Source organism: Azospirillum doebereinerae, assembly GCF_003989665.1.
Lineage (GTDB): Bacteria > Pseudomonadota > Alphaproteobacteria > Azospirillales > Azospirillaceae > Azospirillum > Azospirillum doebereinerae.
In genome coordinates this window covers 15,137-34,502 of sequence record NZ_RZIJ01000037.1, presented here as the reverse complement: position 1 = coordinate 34,502, position 19,366 = coordinate 15,137, and the positions used below count along the sequence as shown (strand labels likewise).

16 protein-coding genes are annotated in these 19,366 nt (G+C 68.1%); 5 read left to right on the top strand and 11 right to left on the bottom strand.

The features are described from left to right. Positions 1 to 8 precede the first annotated feature (8 nt). Positions 9 to 2,201, bottom strand: a complete 2,193-nt coding sequence (locus EJ913_RS28530) for a hybrid sensor histidine kinase/response regulator (RefSeq protein ID WP_185909986.1) — start codon at positions 2,199 to 2,201, stop codon at positions 9 to 11. Positions 2,202 to 2,813: 612 nt separating this feature from the next. On the opposite strand from EJ913_RS28530, the gene EJ913_RS28525 reads away from it, so the two are divergent. Beyond that, positions 2,814 to 4,514, top strand: a complete 1,701-nt coding sequence (locus EJ913_RS28525) for a monovalent cation:proton antiporter-2 (CPA2) family protein (RefSeq protein WP_127004357.1) — start codon at positions 2,814 to 2,816, stop codon at positions 4,512 to 4,514. 162 nt (positions 4,515 to 4,676) lie between these two features. On the opposite strand, the gene EJ913_RS28520 is transcribed toward EJ913_RS28525, so the two are convergent. From EJ913_RS28520 to EJ913_RS28505, 4 genes are read right to left on the bottom strand one after another with little or no spacing between them, the layout of a single operon-like run. Further along, positions 4,677 to 5,714 carry a sulfate/molybdate ABC transporter ATP-binding protein gene (locus tag EJ913_RS28520; protein WP_127004355.1) on the bottom strand — a complete coding sequence of 346 codons (1,038 nt, stop codon included), beginning with the start codon at positions 5,712 to 5,714 and terminating at the stop codon, positions 4,677 to 4,679. 13 nt (positions 5,715 to 5,727) lie between these two features. Next, the gene (gene cysW, locus EJ913_RS28515; protein ID WP_127004353.1) at positions 5,728 to 6,582 is read right to left on the bottom strand and encodes a sulfate ABC transporter permease subunit CysW; all 855 of its coding nucleotides are present in this window, start codon (positions 6,580 to 6,582) and stop codon (positions 5,728 to 5,730) included. Then, the gene (gene cysT, locus EJ913_RS28510) at positions 6,572 to 7,408 is read right to left on the bottom strand and encodes a sulfate ABC transporter permease subunit CysT (RefSeq protein WP_244939536.1); all 837 of its coding nucleotides are present in this window, start codon (positions 7,406 to 7,408) and stop codon (positions 6,572 to 6,574) included. The genes cysW and cysT overlap by 11 nt, the downstream gene beginning before the upstream one ends. A gap of 54 nt (positions 7,409 to 7,462) precedes the next feature. Continuing rightward, on the bottom strand, positions 7,463 to 8,476 hold the full coding sequence (locus EJ913_RS28505) for a sulfate ABC transporter substrate-binding protein (RefSeq protein WP_127004349.1): 1,014 nt from the start codon (positions 8,474 to 8,476) through the stop codon (positions 7,463 to 7,465). A gap of 291 nt (positions 8,477 to 8,767) precedes the next feature. Between EJ913_RS28505 and EJ913_RS28500 the strand changes: the two genes are divergently transcribed. Further along, on the top strand, positions 8,768 to 9,892 hold the full coding sequence (locus tag EJ913_RS28500) for a Fic family protein (protein WP_127004347.1): 1,125 nt from the start codon (positions 8,768 to 8,770) through the stop codon (positions 9,890 to 9,892). 22 nt (positions 9,893 to 9,914) lie between these two features. Here the strand turns inward: EJ913_RS28500 and EJ913_RS28495 are convergent, their stop codons facing one another. Continuing rightward, the gene (locus tag EJ913_RS28495; RefSeq protein WP_127004345.1) at positions 9,915 to 10,370 is read right to left on the bottom strand and encodes an RrF2 family transcriptional regulator; all 456 of its coding nucleotides are present in this window, start codon (positions 10,368 to 10,370) and stop codon (positions 9,915 to 9,917) included. Between the two features lie 258 nt (positions 10,371 to 10,628). On the opposite strand from EJ913_RS28495, the gene EJ913_RS28490 reads away from it, so the two are divergent. Next, on the top strand, positions 10,629 to 11,261 hold the full coding sequence (locus EJ913_RS28490; RefSeq protein WP_127004343.1) for an MBL fold metallo-hydrolase: 633 nt from the start codon (positions 10,629 to 10,631) through the stop codon (positions 11,259 to 11,261). A gap of 67 nt (positions 11,262 to 11,328) precedes the next feature. Here EJ913_RS28490 and EJ913_RS28485 read toward each other — a convergent pair whose 3' ends face one another. The 5 genes from EJ913_RS28485 to EJ913_RS28465 all read right to left on the bottom strand — a co-directional run bounded on the left by EJ913_RS28485 (position 11,329) and on the right by EJ913_RS28465 (position 17,104). Further along, entirely contained in the window at positions 11,329 to 12,039 is a 711-nt protein-coding gene (locus tag EJ913_RS28485) for a hypothetical protein (protein WP_127004341.1), read from the bottom strand. Positions 12,040 to 12,195: 156 nt separating this feature from the next. Next, a complete protein-coding gene (locus EJ913_RS28480) occupies positions 12,196 to 12,915 on the bottom strand; it encodes a hypothetical protein (RefSeq protein ID WP_127004339.1) in 720 nt (239 codons plus the stop codon). 61 nt (positions 12,916 to 12,976) lie between these two features. After that, positions 12,977 to 13,396 (bottom strand): hypothetical protein, encoded by a 420-nt coding sequence (locus EJ913_RS28475; protein WP_127004337.1) that lies wholly within the window; start codon positions 13,394 to 13,396, stop codon positions 12,977 to 12,979. A gap of 614 nt (positions 13,397 to 14,010) precedes the next feature. After that, entirely contained in the window at positions 14,011 to 14,829 is an 819-nt protein-coding gene (locus EJ913_RS28470) for a ParB/RepB/Spo0J family partition protein (RefSeq protein WP_238520908.1), read from the bottom strand. A gap of 124 nt (positions 14,830 to 14,953) precedes the next feature. Beyond that, positions 14,954 to 17,104 carry a methyl-accepting chemotaxis protein gene (locus EJ913_RS28465; protein ID WP_127004333.1) on the bottom strand — a complete coding sequence of 717 codons (2,151 nt, stop codon included), beginning with the start codon at positions 17,102 to 17,104 and terminating at the stop codon, positions 14,954 to 14,956. Positions 17,105 to 17,412: 308 nt separating this feature from the next. Here EJ913_RS28465 and EJ913_RS28460 point away from each other — a divergent pair, with 308 nt between their 5' ends. Together EJ913_RS28460 and EJ913_RS28455 are read left to right on the top strand one after the other, a co-directional pair. Beyond that, positions 17,413 to 17,922 (top strand): class I SAM-dependent methyltransferase, encoded by a 510-nt coding sequence (locus EJ913_RS28460; protein WP_238520906.1) that lies wholly within the window; start codon positions 17,413 to 17,415, stop codon positions 17,920 to 17,922. A 4-nt stretch (positions 17,923 to 17,926) separates the two neighbouring features. After that, the gene (locus EJ913_RS28455) at positions 17,927 to 19,288 is read left to right on the top strand and encodes a TylF/MycF/NovP-related O-methyltransferase (protein ID WP_244939535.1); all 1,362 of its coding nucleotides are present in this window, start codon (positions 17,927 to 17,929) and stop codon (positions 19,286 to 19,288) included. Positions 19,289 to 19,366: the final 78 nt, after the last annotated feature.

The window sequence follows — 19,366 nt, the reverse complement described above, 5'->3', positions numbered from 1 at the left end:
GTGGCCGCTCAAAGCCGCTGCAATTCCTTGCGGATCACCTTGCGAAGCTCGTGGAGCGACACGGGCTTGCTCAACAACGAGGTACCCGCTTCCCGCGCCATCGCCACCTTGGAGGGCGAGGTGTCCGCGCTGACGATGATGGCGGGAACGTTGACGCCGCACAGCGTGCGGACGACGCCGACGGCCGAATAGCCAGTCTCGTTGTCGCGCAGGCGGTAATCGGCCACGATCAGGTCGGGGCAACGCCCGGCCAGCGTCGTCAGCGCCTCGCGGGCCGACGCAGCCTCGACGACGTCGAAGCCCCATTCCGACAGCACCGTGGTCATCGCGGCGCGGACATACACCTCGTCCTCGATCACCAGCAGAAGGCCGTTGCGCGCCGAGGTCGAAAAGCCGTCGGGCTCGGCGCCGCGCTCGTTCGCGCGCTGGCCGGTGACCAGCAGGTTGATCGAAAAGCGGCTTCCCCGCCCCACCCGCGACGCGACCTCCATCTTGTGCCCCAGCGCCGTCAGCAGCCGGCGCACGATGGCGAGTCCCAGACCGACGCCGCGCTTGCGGTCGCGCCCGGGGTTGTCGACCTGGAAGAACTCCTCGAAGATCGCCTCGGTGTGCTCCTCCGGGATGCCCCGCCCGGTGTCGATCACGTCGAGCCGGACCATGGAGCCGCGCTTGCGGCAGCCGATCAGCACGCCGCCGTTGGTGGTGAATTTCAGGGCGTTCTCGACCAGATGGCGCAGCACCCGCCCCAGCAGGACCGGGTCGGTGCGCACCATGACGCCGCAATCGATGACGCGCAGCTCCAACCCCTGCGCCGCCGCCTGCTCGGCGAACTCCCGCTGGATCTCCTCGACGATGGGGGCCAGGGGAACGTCGGCCAGCTCGGTCCGGACGAATCCGGCGTCGATCTTCGAAATGTCCAGGATCCCGTTCAGGATGCCGTTCAGCGCGTTGGCCGATTGCTGCAGGGCGTCGACGATGTGGGCTGAGGCGTGGCCCTTCATCTTGCGCTTCAACAGGTCGGCGAACAGCAGCAGCGACTGCGCCGGCTGGCGCAGGTCGTGGCTGGCGGCGGCGAGGAAGGCGGTCTTGGCGCGGTTCGCCCGGTCGGCCTCGCGGTGCGCGGCCTCCGCCTCGTTCCACGCTTGGCGCAGCTGTTGTTCGGCGCCCCGTTGCCAGTCCTCGCGCTGCCGCACCGCCTGGGCGGTGCGGTGCAGGGCGTCCCGCACCCCGGCGACCTCGTCGATGGTGAAGCGGTGGCTGGTGTTGAGCGGCTGCCCGACCCCGAGCGCGGTGGCGTCCTCCGCCAGCATGCGGACCTCGCGGACGAAGCGGCGCCCGAACAGGGCGGCCCAGCCCAGCGCCAGCGCCAGCGTGGCGGTGCCGCCCGCCAGCATGACCAGGATGGTGAGGCGCGACGGCCCTTCGACGATTCCGACGGGCACCAGGCAGTAGACCGTCCAATCCGCCCGCTTCAAACGGCGGGAGGAGACGTAGACCGGCACGCCCTCGACCGATTTGGAGAGGTACATGTTGATGCCCTCCGGCCGGCTGCCGACGGGAACCTTCCGGCCCACCATGGTGTCGGCGTCGCGCGAGCGCGCCACGATGGTTCCGGTGCTGTCGATGATCGTCGCGGTCCAGCCCGGCGGCATGGCCTGGACCCGCAGCAGCTCCGACAGGTTTTCCGTCGGAATGGTCATCAGCAGCGACCCGGACAGAACTCCTCTCGAATGCAGCGGGAACGCCGCGGCCAGCAACGGCCGGCGCTGGACCAGACCGGTGAAGAGGTCGGAGACTGCGGGCTCCGGCTTCTTCCGGATCGTCTCGAACAAGGGAAGATCGCGGTGGGTGGGCAGCGGCGCTCCCGGCGGCAGCGCGGTGTTCATCAGGAATTTCCCGAAGGGGTCCGCCACCACCACGGCCGACCACAGCGGCCGGCCCTGCAGCGCGGCCAGCGCCTCGGTGCGGAGATCCGGATAGCGCTCTTCCGCCAGGGCGTGGGATTTGGAGAGAAGTTCGAGGAGGGCGATGGCGTTTTCCAGCTCATGGTCGAGGCTGAGCGAGAGCGCGGTCACCACCCCTTCCATCCGCACCGTGGCGGCGTCCCGCTGTTCTTCCGCCAACCACAGGGTCGCGCCGCCGGCAAAGGCAACCAGCGGCACCACCACCCCCATGATGAGCAGCACAAGCCTGGACCTCATCCGCATGCCGGCTCACCTCGTTTCCCAAACCATCCGTTGCGACGGAACATTCTTGCTGTTGGCCGTCTCGCACCAGGAAATGCATCGCGTTGTGTGCATTCCCTGCGGGACGCCTCCCTTTCTGAAATATATTCTTGGAATCCCCTCATTTGTCCATGGGTCATGTCGCATCAGGGAACTAAAATCCATGTCGACTAGTATCCGACTGCGAATAAATGCATTTTCGATTGCTCCGCGTTCTGCTTTTTTGTGCCGGACGAGCACGAAATGTCAAACTCCACCCACAGCCCAAGGAACTGTATTTCACGCGTGTAACACTTCCGTTGCAATCGGACGCTTGACGCAAACGTCAAAGAATGGAGCACCCGAAGCCGGCGGCCGATCCCGTGGGGTCGTGCGAGGGAACCGGTTTGAAACGTGACCGTGCAGGGACGGATCCGGCGAGTCGCCGACCGGCGCTCCCAGGGCGGTGGCGACGTGGTTTCAACGGACGGGGGCGGCGAAAATCCCGCCGCGACGGGTATTTTTCCCGAAAGCCGTTGCGCCGCTTGATGCGGGCACCGTCGGGGGACCATACAGGGGCGCTCTTTACCCCATCCTCAGCGCCGGCCGATGCACGACACCATCCTTCGCGACGTCCTCTTCCTGTTGCTGTCCGCGATCGTCGTGGTCCCCCTGTTCCAGGCGCTGCGCATCCCGGCGGTGCTGGGCTACCTGGTCGCCGGCATGATGCTGGGGCCGCACATGCCCGGCCCCATGGTCGACCTGGAGTTGCCGCAGGTCCTGTCGGAATTCGGCGTCGTCTTCCTGCTCTTCGCCATCGGGCTGGAACTGCCGCTGTCGCGCCTCCAGGCGATGCGGCGCTACATCTTCGGGCTGGGGCTGATGCAGGTGGTGCTGACCAGCGCCATGCTCGGGCTGGGGGCCTACGCGCTGGGACTTCCGCCGGAGGCCTCGCTGGTGGTCGGCGGCATGCTGGCCTTCTCCTCCACCGCGACGGTCCTGAAACTTCTGGTGGAGCGGGGGGAGACGGTGGCCCGATTCGGGCGCATCTCCGTCGCCGTGCTGATCTTCCAGGATCTGGCGGTGGTGCCGCTGCTGACGCTGCTGCCGCTGCTGGCCGACCCGAACTCCAGCATTCCGCTCGCCCTGGGGCTGGCCGGGCTGAAGGCGGCGGCGGCGATCCTGCTGATCATGCTGCTGGGCCGCTTCGTGGTGCGGCCGGTCTACCGCTTCATCGCGTCGGCCGGCAACCCGGAGCTGTTCACCGCCACCAACCTGTTCGTCGTGCTGTCGGTCGGCTGGCTGACCGCCGAGGCCGGGATGTCGATGGCGCTCGGCGCCTTCCTGGCCGGCATGCTGCTGGCCGACACCGCCTACCGCCATCAGGTGGAGGCGGACATCGAGCCGTTCCGGGGCCTGCTGCTCGGCCTGTTCTTCATGACGGTCGGCATGTCGCTCGACCTGCCGGCGATGGGGCGCGAGGCCGGGACCATCGCCGCCCTGACCGCCGCCCTGCTGGTCGGCAAGAGCGCGATGCTGTTCCTGCTCTGCCGCCTGTCGGGGCTGGGGGTGGCGACCTCGCTGCGCATCGGCCTGCTGCTGTCCCAGGGCGGCGAGTTCGCCTTCGTGCTGATCGGCAAGGCGACCGCGCTGTCGGTGCTCGACGCGCGGACCGGGCTGCTGGTCTCCTCCTCGGTCGCGCTCAGCATGGCGGTCACCCCGGCGATCGGCGCGCTGGCCCAGCGGCTGGCCCAGCGGATCGAGGCGCGGCGCGGCGCCGAGGCCTTCGGGATCGAGACCAGCGACCTGAAGAGCCATGTGCTGATCGCCGGCTACGGCCGGGTTGGCAAGGCCGTCGCCCGCCTGCTGACCGCGCACGGCATCCCCTACGTCGCGCTGGATCTGGAGCCGCAACGCATCGCGGCGGCGCGCGTCGAGGGGCTGCCGATCTATTACGGCGACGCCAGCCAGGGCAGCGTGCTGCGCGCCGCCGGGATCGAGCGGGCGCGCGCCGCCGTCATCACGCTGAACCGGCCGGAGCAGGCCCAGCGCGCCGTCGAGGCGATCCACGCCGCCACCCCCGACCTGCCGATCATCGCCCGCGCCCACGATCTGGGCCAGACCGCCCCGCTGACCGAGGCCGGCGCTAGCGCCGTGGTGCCGGAGACCATGGAGGCCAGCCTGCAACTGGCCGGTCTGGTGCTGCGCAGCGCCGGCATCGAGGCCGGCGCCGTGGACAGCAGCCTGAAGGCGTTCCGCGACGGGAATTACGGCGCGCTGGACGATCCCGCCGCCGCCAAGGCCGACTGAACGGCCGGGCGGAGGGAGGTCCCGCTCCGCGTGCCCCCTCCCCATCCCTCCCCCGCTTCGCGGGAGAGGGGGCGGGATGCTTGTCGGCGTTCGGCGGCAGTCCCCTCTCCCGCCAGAGGCGGGGGAGGGTTAGGGAGGGGGCCGCAGCCCCCGCAACTCCGCCTAACGCGCGAAGACCCGCGCGCGGTCGATGTGGACGGCGCAGCGGTCGCCCGTGGCGATCCCCAGCGCGGTCAGGCGCTCGCGGTCCATCTCGGCCTCCAGCGACAGGCCGGCCAGCTCGATCTCGACCCGCGCGTCGGGTCCGACCACATGGATTCCCGAGACCCGCCCCGGACCGCCGACCGCCGGGCTGACGCCGAGGTCGTGCGGACGGACGTAGGCGATGGCGGCGCCGCGCACGGCGTGGTCGGTCGCGATCGACAGGGCGCCGTTGCCGATCTGCGCCACGCCGTTCTCCACCGTGCAGTCGAAACGGTTCACCTGCCCCAGGAACTCGTAGACGAAGGCCGAGGACGGGTGGTCGTAGACGTCGGCCGGGGAGCCGATCTGCTCGATCCGGCCCTGGCTCATCACCACGACGCGGTCGGCCAGTTCCAGCGCCTCCTCCTGGTCGTGGGTGACGAAGACCGAGGTGATGTGGATGTCGTCGTGCAGCTTGCGCAGCCAGCGCCGCAGTTCCTTGCGGACCTTGGCGTCGAGCGCGCCGAACGGCTCGTCGAGCAGCAGCACCTTCGGCTCGATCGCCAGCGCGCGGGCCAGCGCCACGCGCTGCCGCTGGCCGCCCGACAACTGCGCCGGGTAGCGGTCGGCGAAGTGGCCGAGCTGCACCAGTTCCAGCAGCTCGGTGACCCGGCGCTTGATCTCGGCGCTGCCGAAGCGCTGCCCGCGCGGGCGGACGTTCAGCCCGAAGGCGACGTTGTCGAACACCGTCATGTGCCGGAACAGGGCGTAGTGCTGGAACACGAAGCCGACCTGCCGGTCGCGCGGCTTCAGCCCCAGCGCCTCCTCCCCGTTCAGTTGCAGGCTGCCGGAATCCGGGCTTTCCAGCCCGGCCATGATGCGCAGCAGCGTCGTCTTGCCCGACCCGGAGGGACCCAGCAGAGCCAGCAGCTCGCCCGACCGCACCTCCAGATCGACCGCGTCGAGCGCCTTGTAGGCGCCGAACCGCTTGGTGATCCCCGAAACCTGGATGGCCATCGCCGCCGAACCCCTATTTGTGCCGTGTGGCCGCCAGCTCGGCCCCGAAGCGCCATTCCAGAACCGTCTTCGCCACCAGCGTGACGAGGGCGAGCATGGCGAGCACCGAGGCCACCGCGAAGGCGGCGACGAAGTTGTATTCGTTGTACAGAATTTCGACGTGAAGCGGCATGGTGTTGGTGTAGCCCCGGATGTGGCCGGAGACCACCGAGACGGCGCCGAACTCGCCCATCGCCCGCGCGTTGCACAGCAGCACGCCGTAGAGCAGGCCCCATTTGATGTTGGGCAGCGTCACCCGCCAGAAGGTCTGCCAGCCGCTCGCCCCCAGCACCAGCGCCGCCTCCTCCTCCTCCGAGCCCTGCTCCTGCATCAGCGGGATCAGTTCGCGGGCGACGAAGGGGAAGGTGACGAAGATGGTGGCGAGCACCAGCCCCGGCACCGCGAAGATGATCTGGATGCCCTGCGCCTTCAGGAACGGCCCCATCAGCCCGTTCAGGCCGAACAGCAGCACGTAGATCAGGCCGGAGATCACCGGCGAGACCGAAAACGGCAGGTCGATCAGCGTGATCAGCAGGTTCTTGCCGCGAAAGTCGAATTTGGCGACGCACCAGGAGGCGGCGACGCCAAAGACCAAATTGGCCGGCACCGAGAAGACGGCGACGATCAGCGTCAGCTTGATCGCGGCGACCGCGTCCTCCTCGACCAGCGCCGCCCAATAGGCGGCGACGCCGCGCCGCAGCGCCTCGGCGAACACCGCGACCAGCGGCAGCAGCAGGAACAGCGCCAGGAAGGCCAGCGCGGTGGCGATCAGCAGCCCGCGCATCCACGCCGGGTCGCGCAGGGCGGCGGCGGAACGGTCAGCGGGCATGGCGCGACCTCATCCAGTGTTGCAGAATGTTGAGGATCAGCAGCATGACGAAGGACACCAGCAGCATCGCGGTGCCCACCGCCGCCGCCCCGGCGTAGTCGTACTGCTCCAGCTTGATAACGATCAGCAGCGGCAGGATCTCGGTCAGGCCGGGCATGTTGCCGGCGATGAAGATGACCGAGCCGTATTCGCCGACTCCGCGCGCGAAGGACAGGGCGAAGCCGGTCACCAGCGCCGGCAGCACCGCCGGGAACACCACCCGCCAGAAGGTCTGGCCGCGCGTGGCGCCCAGCGAAACGGCGGCCTCCTCCTCCTCCGGCGGCAGATCCTGCAGGATCGGCTGCACCGTGCGGACGACGAAGGGCAGGCCGACGAAGGTCAGCGCGATGGCGATGCCGATCGGGGTGAAGGCGACCTTAAACCCGAACAGCTCGTTCAGCGGCTTCCCCACCCAGCCGTTGGGCGCGTAGAGCGCGCTGAGCGCGATGCCCGCCACCGCCGTCGGCAGGGCGAAGGGCAGATCGACCAGCGCGTCGACCAGCCGCTTGCCGGGAAAGCTGTAGCGCACCAGAACCCAGGCGACGACGAATCCGAACACCGCGTTGATGGCGGCGCCGACCAGCGACAGCCCGAAGCTGACCTGGAAGGCCGCCCACACCCGCGGCGTGAACACCGCGTTCCAGAATCCGAACCAGCCGAGCCCCCCCGCCTTGACGACCAGCGCCGCCAGCGGCAGCAGCACGATGAGGCCGAGATAGGTCAGCGTGAAGCCCAGCGTCAGGCCGAATCCGGGGATCACGCTGGGCTTTTTCAGGATGGACGTCACCGCGCCCCCCGCTCTGGGGAACGCGGTGTCGCTGGAAGAGGCTGCGACCACGGATCAGCGGCCCTTCTGGTAGATCTGGTCGAAGACGCCGCCATCCGCGAAATGCTTCTCCTGCGTCGGACGCCAGCCGCCGAAGGTCTGGTCGATGGTGACCAGCTTAACATTCGCGAAGCGGTCCGCATACTGGGTTGCCAGTTCGGGCAGGCGCGGGCGGTAGTAGTTCTTCGCGGCGATCTCCTGCCCTTCCCGCGTGTAGAGGAATTGCAGGTAGGCCTCGGCGACCTTGCGGGTGCCCTTGCGGTCCACCACCGAATCGACCACCGCGACGGACGGCTCCGCCAGGATCGACAGGCTGGGGACGACGATCTCGAACTTGTCGGCGCCGAACTCCTGGAGCGACAGGAAGGCCTCGTTCTCCCAGGCCAGCAGCACGTCGCCCAGTTCGCGCTGGGTGAAGGTCACGGTGGAGCCGCGCGCGCCGCTGTCCAGAACCGGGACGTTCTTGAAGAGCTGGCCGACGAACTCCTTGGCCTTGGCCTCGTCGTTGCCGTTCTTCTCCAGGGCGTAGGCCCAGGCCGCCAGATAGTTCCAGCGGGCGCCGCCCGAGGTCTTCGGGTTCGGCGTGATGACCGAGACGCCCGGCTTCACCAGATCGTTCCAGTCCTTGATCGCCTTGGGGTTGCCCTTGCGGACCAGGAAGACGATGGTGGAGGTGTAGGGCGCGCTGTTGTTGGGCAGGCGGCTCTGCCAGTTCTTCGCCAGCAATCCCGCGTCGGCGATGGCGTCGACGTCGTAACCGAGCGCCAGCGTCACCACATCGGCGTCCAGCCCGTCGATCACCGAGCGGGCCTGCTTGCCGGAGCCGCCGTGCGATTGCTTGACCGTCAGGGTGTGGCCGGTCTCGGCCTGCCACTTCTTCGCGAAGGATTTGTTGAAATCGACGTACAGCTCCCGCGTGGGGTCGTACGACACGTTCAGGAGGTTATCCTGGGCGTCGGCGGCGGCAACGCCCAGCCAAGCCAGCGTCAGCCCGGCGGCGAGGAGGGACAGGCGGCGACGGAACGACATCGGAGTCTCCTTCGGTTGATCCCGCATGCCGGGGTATTCACACAAAAACCCGCGGCTTCATTTCTATTTTCTGTCTAGAGATTGCCAAACCATTCCTGCGCTGGAAAGCGCTTTTTTGTCCCAAGTTCCCGCAGGCTTATGGATTTTTCGAGAAATCGTTGAAATTGAAAGGAAAATTTTTCCTCCTCCGCGTGACGCCACCCACCATCGGTTCGTTTTTATTTTACACTGAAAGCGACAAGAGAGTTCGGTATCATCGGGCTCCCCGCTCCCGCATGAGACCGGCCGCCGATGACCGCCCTGTCCCCCACCCTTCTGACCGCCCTGCTGGAAGCGGAACGGGCGCTGGGACGGCTGGCCGAAGCCTGCCAGCCCGCCGACCGCCGGCGGCGCCTGTGGGCCGACGCGGCGCGGCGGGAGGCCTGCGCGGCGGCGCGTCTGGACGGGATCGCCGTCGACACGACGGATTTCCTGATCGCCACCGTCAACCCCGACCTCGTGCCCACCGCCGGCCGGCCGAACGCGCAGTCGGTCCACGCCCTGTGGCAAGGCGCCCTGTTCGCGCAAGGCGTCGTGACCGCGCCGGAGCGGCGGATCGACCCCGCGCGCAAGGCGGCCGGCGGCGCGGCGGCCGAGGCGTGGCGGGCGGTCGCCGCGCTGGAACGCGGGCTGGACGGCGGGAACGATCCGGAGCTTCCGGACATGGACCGCGACGCGCCGGCGCCTGAGCCGTCGGAGCCCTGGACGCTCGGCTGGATCGAGGCGTGCTGGCGGGTCCTGCAAACCGGTGTGTCCGGCCGCGACCCCGCCCGGCTGGCGCTGTCCCTGCAGCGCGAGGGCGAGGCCACCGCCCTGCTCGCCCGGCTCGACGGCGCGGCTCAGGCCCCGGCCCTGCTGGGCGGAGTCGGGCTGCTGGCCGAACTGCTCCGCCCGCAGCCCGACCTGCGGACGCCCGCCTGGCTGGTGCCGCCGGCCCGCCTGCTCGGCGCGCTGGCCGTGGCGCGGAGCTGCCGGCTGCCCGGCCTGTGGCTGCCGCTGTCCACGGCGCTGTGGACCGACCGTTCGACGGCGGCCATCGCCGCGCGCGGCGACGCGGAGGAGTGGGCCGTCTGGCTGGCCGACGCGGTGGCGGAAACGGCGCGGCGCGAACGCCAGCGACTCGCCGCGCTGGAGCAGGCCGCGCAATCCTGGCGGCGCCGCATCGGCAGCCGCCGCAGCAATTCACGATTGCCCGAGGTGATGGATGGCCTGTTCGACCAGCCCGCCTTCACCGTCCGCCGCATCCAGAAGCGCCTTGGCACCACCTTCCGTGGCGCCCAGCTGCTGGTGGACGAGCTGATCGAGGCCGGGATCCTGCGCGAGGTCACCAACCGGGCGCTCGACCGCGTGTTCGTCGCGGTCGACCTGATGCCGTGAGTCGCTCGACGACGGGAAACGGTCAGATGTCGAAGTTCGCGGCGAGGCTGCCGGTGGATTGGCGGTGGCGCAGGGCATCGGCCAGCGTGTGGTTGTCGAGCACCCCGGCGGTCGCGTCGCGCACCTGCACCATCAGCCAGCGGACCGAGCAGGTGCCGGGATCGATGCAGTCGTCGCAGGGCTTGAAGGAGAATTTGCTGGCGCAGGGGATCGGCGCCAGATGCCCGTCGATCAGCCGGATCACCTCGCCGAAGGAGATGTCCGCCGCCGGGCGGGCCAGCCGGTAGCCGCCGCTCTTGCCGCGCTTGGCGAACAGCAGCCCGTGCTTGCGCAGTTCCACCAGGATGGCTTCCAGGAACTTGCGGGGAATGTTCTCCCGCTCCGCGATGTCGGCGATCAGGATCAGCTCCTCGTCGTCGGTCTGCTCAGCCAGCATGATCAAGGCACGAAGCGCGTATTTGGCTTTCTGCGACAGCATTCCGACGAAATCCGATCCTCTGCGGCGGCGTGAGGGGAAACCCTGCACCCTGATGGCGGCGCGATGGTTGGTGTGTGGGGTGAAAACGGCGACGTCCAGAACCGGGCGCCCCCTGATTCGGCCCCCTGTTCCCGACGGCTGGACCCTAGCGGTTTTCCACCCCCGATGCGAGCATGAACGCCGGCTTGCCCCGGCTTCCGCCGCCGCGTTAAGGTCCGCTCCAGCCAAGCGCCGCTTTTTTTTGATGAAGGACAGGGCATGCAGTACGTCATCGTTCCGGTCACGCCGTTCCAGCAGAACTGCACGGTCTTCTGGTGCCCCGAGACGATGAAGGGGGCGGCGGTCGATCCCGGCGGCGATCTCGACCGGGTGCTGCGCGCGGTCGAGGCCAAGGGCGTGACGCTGGAGAAGGTGCTGGTCACCCACGGCCACATCGACCACGCCGGCGCCGTCGCCGATCTGGCCGAACAGTTCTCGCTGCCCATCGAGGGTCCGCACATCGAGGACCAGTTCTGGATCGACGGCATGCCGATGCAGAGCCAGATGTTCGGCTTCCCGCCGGTGCGCTCCTTCACGCCCGACCGCTGGCTGGACGAGGGGGACACGGTGACGGTCGGCAACCTGACGCTGGAGGTCCGCCACTGCCCCGGCCACACGCCGGGCCACGTCGTGTTCGTCCACCGCCCGAGCAAGCTCGCCATCGTCGGCGACGTGCTGTTCCAGGGCTCCGTCGGCCGCACCGACTTCCCCAAGGGCAACCACGGCGACCTGATCGCCTCGATCAAGGACAAGCTGCTGCCCTACGGCGACGACATCGCCTTCATCCCCGGCCACGGGCCGATGTCCACCTTCGGGAAGGAGCGCCTCTACAACCCCTTCCTGAACGACTGACGCGAAAACCCGCCATCCCGAACGAGGTGGCGGGCAGCCTTCCGTTCCGGACGCTCCCGGCCCGGCCTCAGGCTTTCAGATCGATGGGCTTGTAAGGAGCTGGGGCCGGCTTTTCCGTGGCGGACTGGGCGATCCAGGTCGCGGCGTCGTCGGAACGGGACGAATGGCCCGATGCAACCTGCTTCAACAGCCGCTCCGCGAGCCGCGCGCCTTCCTCGCTTTGCGCTTTCATGCGGTCAAGGCGCGAGGTGGCCGTCGAGGCCGGGGATGAAGTCTTGCCACTCAATTCCTTCTGCTGCGCCTCGTCAGCCGCCTTTGACTCCTTCATACGCTGACGCGCTTTCTCATACTGGTCGGGCGGCATACTGTCCTTCATGGACTCGAGAATTTCTTCATCGGTCGCCGTGCCGGATTTTGTGCCGATGGCGTCATTCATTGTCGTCATGCTTGAGAGAAAATTATCGACCTCTTCACCGCTGGCAGTGACGCCCTCAACTCCCCCACCGCCACCAACGCCGACGCCCTGATCGGTCGTCTGCAATTCATAGAAAAGACCATAACCGGAACGGCCGCTTTCCTCGACCATCGCCTTGGACGTGATCTTTACGGAGATCTCGCCATCGGCGGACACGAACCCCGCCTTGAACCCCTCGACGCTTCCCGTCTCCTCGATCTTCTTCTTGGCGGCAACGGCGGTGTTCTCCATGAACTTCTTCAAGGCGCTCCCACCCGCAAGCGTGACGTTGGGTCCATTGAATTGCGTTATGGCTCCGGTCATTCGCGATCCTCCATCAGATTGGCGACGGGGTCTTGCACTTCGAGCGTCGAACACCGAGGTCCACGTCTGCCCTGCACAACAGGCTGCCCCAACGCAACCGGCCGCCGCGAACGAGGCCGCGGGCAATATTTTGTTGCGGACGTTTCCGTTTCAGCATCAAGCTTTCAGATCGATGGGCTTGTAAGGGGCTTGGTCCGGCTTTTCCGTGGCGGACTGGGCGATCCAGGTCGCGGCGTCGTCGGAACGGGACGAATGGCCCGATGCGGCCTGCTTCAACAGCCGCTCCGCAAGCCGCGCGCCTTCCTCGCTTTGCGCTTTCATGCGGTCAAGGCGCGAGGTGGCAGTTGAGGCCGGGGATGAGGCCTTATCACTGTCGCCGCTCAATTCTCTCTGCTGCGCCTCGTAAGCCCTCTTCGACTCCTCCATGCCCTTGACCGTTTTTTCATATTGGTCCGGCGGAAAATTTTCCTTCACATAATTGAGATACTCTTCATCGGTCATGTTGCCAGATTTAGTACCCAAATCATCATTCATTTTTCCCATACTTGAAATGAAATCATCAACATCTTTGGCTTCTGCCATAATTCCAGTACCGCCGACGCCATGAGCGACCTGAGCGCCTTTATCTGACGTATCGACTGTATAAACAAGGGCGTAACCGGAGCGCCCCTTCTCATCAACTCCGGACTCGGAAGTGATCTTTACGGATATCTCACCATCGGCAGAAACGAACCCCGCCTTAAACCCCTCGACATTTCCTGTTTCTTCGATTTTCTTCTTAGCCGCAGCGGCGGTATTTTCCATGAATTTTTTTAAGGCGCTCCCGCCCGCAAGCGTGACGCCAGGACCATTGTATTGGGTTATACCTCCGGTCATTCTCGCCCCTCCATCAGAAACGATTAGGCGGGTGCCATGGCTAGCACCCGCCACCGCCGTATTACTGAATAGTAAACTGAACTCCCCCCGTGCACGTGGGGGATGCCTGTTGGGATACGACAACGGACGGGCATTGCCAATTCCCACTACCAAGCTTCGTCGAGAACGAAGTCAAGGTTCCGCAGAGGGGGCCATTCTTCACCTGCTGACCGGGCCGCGACCAAGAGAAGCTGCACATCTTGGACCCAGACGACACAGTCAGAACGCCGCTGTCCGGCTGGCCAGAACTGAAATTCGACGTGCCGTAGCCCGAGTTACCATTGTTGATGGACGTCGGAAGACCGATGCCGGCACCGCCGGACACGGTGGCGATCGAACCGGACAGATTCGTCACGGTCACATTGGTCGAACCGGCCAGGGCGGGCGCGGCGAACAGCAGGGAAGCGGCGACAGCCAGCGAGCCAGCAAGCTTGAAAGACATGGTCGTTCTCCGGAGTTTCTGATTGATCCGCGCCATTCTCTGTGACGCGACGCGCCTCTCTCGCCGAGAGACAATCCCTTATAACGCGCCTATCGGAAGTTTCATAGACCTATGAGGGAAAAACTTTGTGATCAGTAATCCCTTAGGATGTGAATTGTTGATCGTCTCGTCCTGCTTCATCCCACCCCGTGGACTCGCGCCCTTGGGAACAGCCTCTCCGCCCCGGCGGAAAGGGGGAACGGATGCGGTTCGTCTTGGCAGGAAAGCTTCAGCGCCGGGCTTTGCCTTCGGCGTCGTCACGCATGACGCGGTCGCGCCACGTCTGCCGGACCATGCCGGCTTGCCGGGCCGTTTTCTCCCCCGGCCGACACCGGCCCCCCCCATGGCGACCGCCGGAAGGCGCCGGAAAATCCAGTCATCGAACACGCCGTCCCCCGGCGCCACGGGCCTCCGCCGGGGCGGCGGGGCGCGACTCAGCCGGCCGCGCGCCGGGCAGCGCCCAACAAGGCCCGCTCGCCGGCGGGCGACCGGCGCCCCCCGAACCAAAAGCCACACCCCATGCCTGTCAGGGACGGCCGGCTCCGCCGTGTCCGGCCCGAACGACCGCTCCGGAGTCAGTCCAGCTCCGTCTCCTCGCCCAGCAGCAGGTCGATCCGGCGACGCAGGATGAGGAGTTCGCGGCGCTGGGAATCGTCCAGATAGGCGCGGTGCTCGCGCGGGTCGCCCAGCCGCCGCGTCGCCCGCCGCAGCGCGTCGAGGAAGCGCGACACCGCCGACATGGTGCGCAGGCTGGGTTCCTTGGCGTGGTCCTTGCGGGTGCGGGCGGCCTGCACGGTGCCGTCGCCGCTCTTCACCTGCTCCCAGAGCGCCATCTGCTCGGCCAGATCCTTGATCCAGGCGATCTCGATCAGGGTGGAGCGCGACACGTCGCGGTGGGCCGCCACGTATTCGCTCTTGATCTCCGGCGGCAGGGTGTTGAGGCGCAGGGTGTGGCTGACGTTGCTCTGGCTCTTGCCGATGATGCGGCCGAGCTGCTCCTGGGTGTAGCTGTAGCGCTCGATCAGCCGTTCCAGCGCCTCGGCCAGTTCCAGCGCGTCGAGGTCGACCCGCTGGACGTTCTCGACCAGCGCCAGCTCGTCCGGGTTGCCGGAGGTCGCCAGCGCGTGGATGGTCGCCAGCCCCAGCATGCGGTGCGCCCGCAGCCGGCGCTCCCCGGCGACCAGCCGGTAGCCGCCGACGATCTCCTGCACCAGGATCGGCTGCTTCATGCCGTAATCGGCGATGGAGTCGGCGAGGCTTTGCATCTCGTCCGGGTCGAAATGGCGGCGCGGCTGGTGCGGGTTCTCCAGAACCAGCGCGACGTCCAGCTCAAGAAGCCGGGGCGGCTTGCCCCGGTCGTCGAACAGGTCCGATCCGTCTTTGTCCGAATTCACAGGCCCGCGCGTCGGCATGATGCTGTGTGCCCTTCCCCGTCATCGTCCTTTGGGGGCCGCGTCCTGATGGCGCGGCCCCCTTAGACAATAATGCGGAAGTACAGAACAGAAAAGGATTATGGTCTCACGCCGCCTTGATATCGGCCAGGAACTGTTCGATTTCCGTTCGCAGATGCCCGGCTTGGCGGGTCAGCCCCTGCGAGGAGGCCAACACCTCGTTCGCCGTGGTCTTGGTGGTGTCGGCCGCGCGCGCGACGCCGTCGATGATCGAGGTCACCGACTGGGTGGCCTTGGCCGCCTGCTGGGCGTTGGTGGCGATCTCCATCGTCGCCGTCCCCTGCTCGTCGATGGCGCTGGCGACGACGCCGGAAATCCGGCCCATGTCCTCGATCACCGTGACGATCTGGCCGATGGCCGTCGCCGCCCCGTCGGTCACCGACTGCATGGTGGCGATCTGCCCGGAGATCTCCTCGGTCGCCTTGGCGGTCTGGTTGGCGAGGCTCTTGACCTCGCTGGCGACGACGGCGAAGCCCTTGCCGGCTTCCCCGGCGCGGGCGGCCTCGATGGTGGCGTTCAGCGCCAGCAGGTTGGTCTGCGACGCGATGTCGTGGATGAGTTGGACCACCGCGCCGATGCGGTTGGCGGTCTCCACCACCACCTGCATGGTCTGGCCGGCCTGGGCGGCGGCGCCCACGGCGGCCTGGGTGATGCGGCCCGATTCCTCGATGTGGCGGCCGATGTCGCCGATGGAGGCGCGCAGCTGGTTGGCCGCCGTCGCCACCGTGCCGACGTTCGACGCGGTCTGCTCGGCCGCCGCCGCGACGCTGGTCGCCTCGTGCAGGGTGTTGTCGGCGCCGTCGCTCATCGACTTGGCGGTCGTCTCCAGCCCGCCGGCCGCCGCGCTCACCGCGCGCACGATGCCGCCGACCCGCGCGTCGAAGCTCTGGGTCACCCGTTCGAGCTGCTTGGTGCGCTCCTCGCGCAGGGCGCGGACACGCTCCTGCTCGGCGTGCAGGGCGTCGGCGCGGATCAGCGCCTCCTTGAACACCTGCATGGCGCCGGCCATCCGGCCGACCTCGTCGGTGCGCTCGCGGGCGGGAACCTCCAGCGCGCGCTCGCCGTCGGCCAGACGCTGCATGGCGTCGCTCATCGCCGACAACGGGCGGGTGATGCCGCGGGCGAAGGACACCCCGATCAGGCAGACGACCAGCAGCAACCCGGCACCCGCCGCGACCATCTGGTTGCGCATGGAATGCACCGGCGCCAGGATCTCGTCGACCGCCGCCTCGGCCAGCACCATCCAGCGCAGCGTGGGATGGTTCAGCGGCCGGTAGGCGATCACCGCCGGGCCGCTGCCGCGCACGTTGCCCGATTCCACCACGCCCATGCGGTCGCCGTCGGTCTCGATCGCCGTGCGGGCGCCGCCCTCGTAGGGCTTCAGCACGGCCTGGCCGGTCGCGAAACGCGGCGTGCTGCGCAGCGTGCCGTCGCCGCCCATCAGGAAGGTGTCGCCGGTGTCGCCCATGCCGTCGGTGGTGCGCATGATGCGGTCCAGCCCCTCGGGCTGGAGGCGGAAGGCCAGGACCGCCAGGGTCTGCGTCCCGCCGTCGGGCTGCTGCAGCACCACCGGGCTGGCGAGGAAGGCGGAGGGCGCGCCGCCCGCCGGCGCGTAGGCGGTGAAATCGACCACGCGGGCGGTGCCCGGCTTGGGGTCGCGCTTGATCTCCTCCAGCATCCCGGCCAGCGGCCCCGGCCCGACGGAAACGCCGAAATCCTTGCCCTTGGCGGTGCTGTAGAGGACCGTCCCGTCCGGCGTCAGCACCAGCACGTCGGCGAGGCCCCGCCGCAGCATCAGGTCCATCATCCAGGAATGCAGGCGCAGATGCGCCATGTCGTACATGCTGCTGCCTTCGGGCTTCTCCAGCTTGTAGCGCTCGGCGGCCGGGTGCGGGTTGTCGTCGACGTAGCGCTTGCGCAGCAGGGTGGCGGGCTCGCCACGGTCGGCCTCGATCCGCCAGCCGTTGTTCAGCGCCACCACGGCGTCGCGCATGGACCGCGTCCCGGCGGTCAGCACCACGTCGCCCTCCAGCCCCTCGATGTAGGACTGGACGCTGGCGCCGCGCGCGTTGGCCAGCGCGACCAGCTTGTCCTGCGCGGCGTCGCGCAGGCGGTCGGTCGCCGCCGAATAGGCGAAGGTCCCGAGCAGGACCGCCGACAGCACCGCCGAGGCGACCAGCGCGCCCGGAATCTTATGCCGCAGAAGCAGGCTATTCAAGGTTGCACCCTCCCGGAGAGACCAAGCAGCCGGTTTGCCCGGCCGTGTAATTGCGTTTCGTTCGATGGCCAAATTGGCAATAATTCAAATCATCCTATGTCAAAACCATTAACGAAAAATTTCATCGCGATGCTGTCGCGGGTTGTTAAACGATCGTTCAAAATCCATTGCGCTGGCGCAATGAAACGCATGCCAGTAGAAAGGGGTTATACAGGCCGGTGGCCCTGGTCGGAGGTGGGTTGATGTCGCTCGCGGAACGCAAGCTCTTCGTGGAACGTTGGATTCGTTCACCCTTGAAGGTTGCCTCGGTGACCCCGAGCGGGCCGGAGCTGTGCCGGGCGATGGCGCGGGCCGCCGGCTGCGGTCCCGGCCGGCGGGTGGTGGAGCTTGGCCCCGGCACCGGCCCGGTGACGGCGGCGCTGCGCGCCCAGGGCACCTCCCCTGAGGATCTGCTGATGATCGAGCTGGACCCGGCCTTCGCCGATCATCTCCGCCTGCTGCATCCGGGCGCCACCCTGGTGCGGGGCGACGCGACGCGCATCCAGCGCATCGTCCACGATCACGGTTGGGACGGCTGCGAGGCGGTGGTGTCGGGCCTGCCGCTGATCACCATGCCGCTGTCGGTCCAGGCGCGGGTCGTGCGCGGCGCCTTTTCCGTGCTGGCGCCGGACGGGGTTTTCGTGCAATTCACCTACGGCCCCTTCGCCCCGGTCAATCCGGAACTGATCCGCCGGCTGCGCCTGAAACCGCGCCGCCACAGCTGGATCGCCCGGAACCTGCCCCCGGCCTCCGTCTGGACGTTCCACCGCCTGCCGTGATCCCTTGACACTGACCGACTCCGTTTCCGCCGCCGCCATTTTCAACGAAGCCCGCGCCCTGATCGACGCGCGCCGCTACCGGATCGCCCTGCGCCGCCTGAAGGCCGAGGCGCCCCCCGGGCCGGAGCGCGACCGGCTGCTCGGCCTCGCCCATCTCGGCCACCGCGACCCGGCCACGGCGCTGGAACACTTCCGCCGGGTCCTGGCCGACCGGCCGGGCGACGCGGACTCGCTGATCCATCTGGGGCAGGCCCATCAGGCGGCCAACGCCCCCTTCCCCGCCGTGGAATGGTTCGAGCGGGCCGCCCGGCTCGCCCCCGGCCATCCCGGCATCCGCGCCACGCTGGCCGGGGCCTACCGGCGCGACGCCCGCTACCACGACGCGCTGGCCGTGACCGGCGCGGCGCTGGCCGCGGGCGAGACCGGCATCGACCTGCTGTTCGAGGCGGCGACGAGCGAGGCCTGCCTGGGGCGGGACGCCGAGGCCCTGGCGCGCTTCAAGGCGCTGCTGGCCGACGATCCGGAGCACGCCGCCGGCTGGTTCGGCAGCCACGCCCAGGCGATGCACGGCCACGGCCCCGACGAGGCGATCCGCCGGCTGCGCCGCGCCACCCGCTGCGGCGGGGCGAACGGCAAATACTGGGCCTATCTCTGCGCCACCCTGCTGCTGCTCGGCCGCCATGAGGAGGCGCGCGCCGTCGAGCGCGCCCACATCGACCCCGCCCCCAAGCACCGCCCGCTGGTGGACGGGGCGACCGCTCTGCTGCCGCACCTCGCCCCGGACCTGCGCCTGTTCGGCAGCAGCGGCCGGCTGCTGCGCCACGCGCTGGCGGCGGCCACCGTTCCAGGTCTCGTGCTGGAGTTCGGGGTCCGGCGCGGCACCTCGCTCGACCATCTGGCCGAGGCCGCCGGGCAGGAGGTTCACGGCTTCGATTCGTTCGAGGGGTTGCCGGAAGGCTGGGTGAACGCCCCGCGCGGGGTGCTGACCACCGGGCGCGCGCTGCCGCCGGTCCGCGCCAACGCCCGCCTGCACGTCGGCTGGTTCGAGGACAGCCTGCCCCCCTTCCTCGCCGCGCATGGCGGGCCGCTGCGCTTCGTCAACGTCGACAGCGACATCTACGCCTCGGCCCGCACGGTGCTGACCGCGCTGGCGGACCGGATCGTACCGGGCAGCGTGCTGGTCTTCGACGAGTACATCGGCAACCGCAGCTGGCGCGAGGACGAGTACCGCGCCTTCCAGGAATTTGCGGCCGAGCACGGCGTGGCCTACGAGTATTTCGCCGCCAGCCCCTACACCAAGCAGGTGGCTGTCCGCATCCTGTCGGTCGGCGACGGCCGGCCCTCCGACGCGCCGGCCCCGCGATAGCGGTCCGTCGCCGTCCGGCCGCGAGGCCCGGAAGCGGCTCTGCGACATTTTCGCCGTAGGCTTACCTTCTGGAGCTTC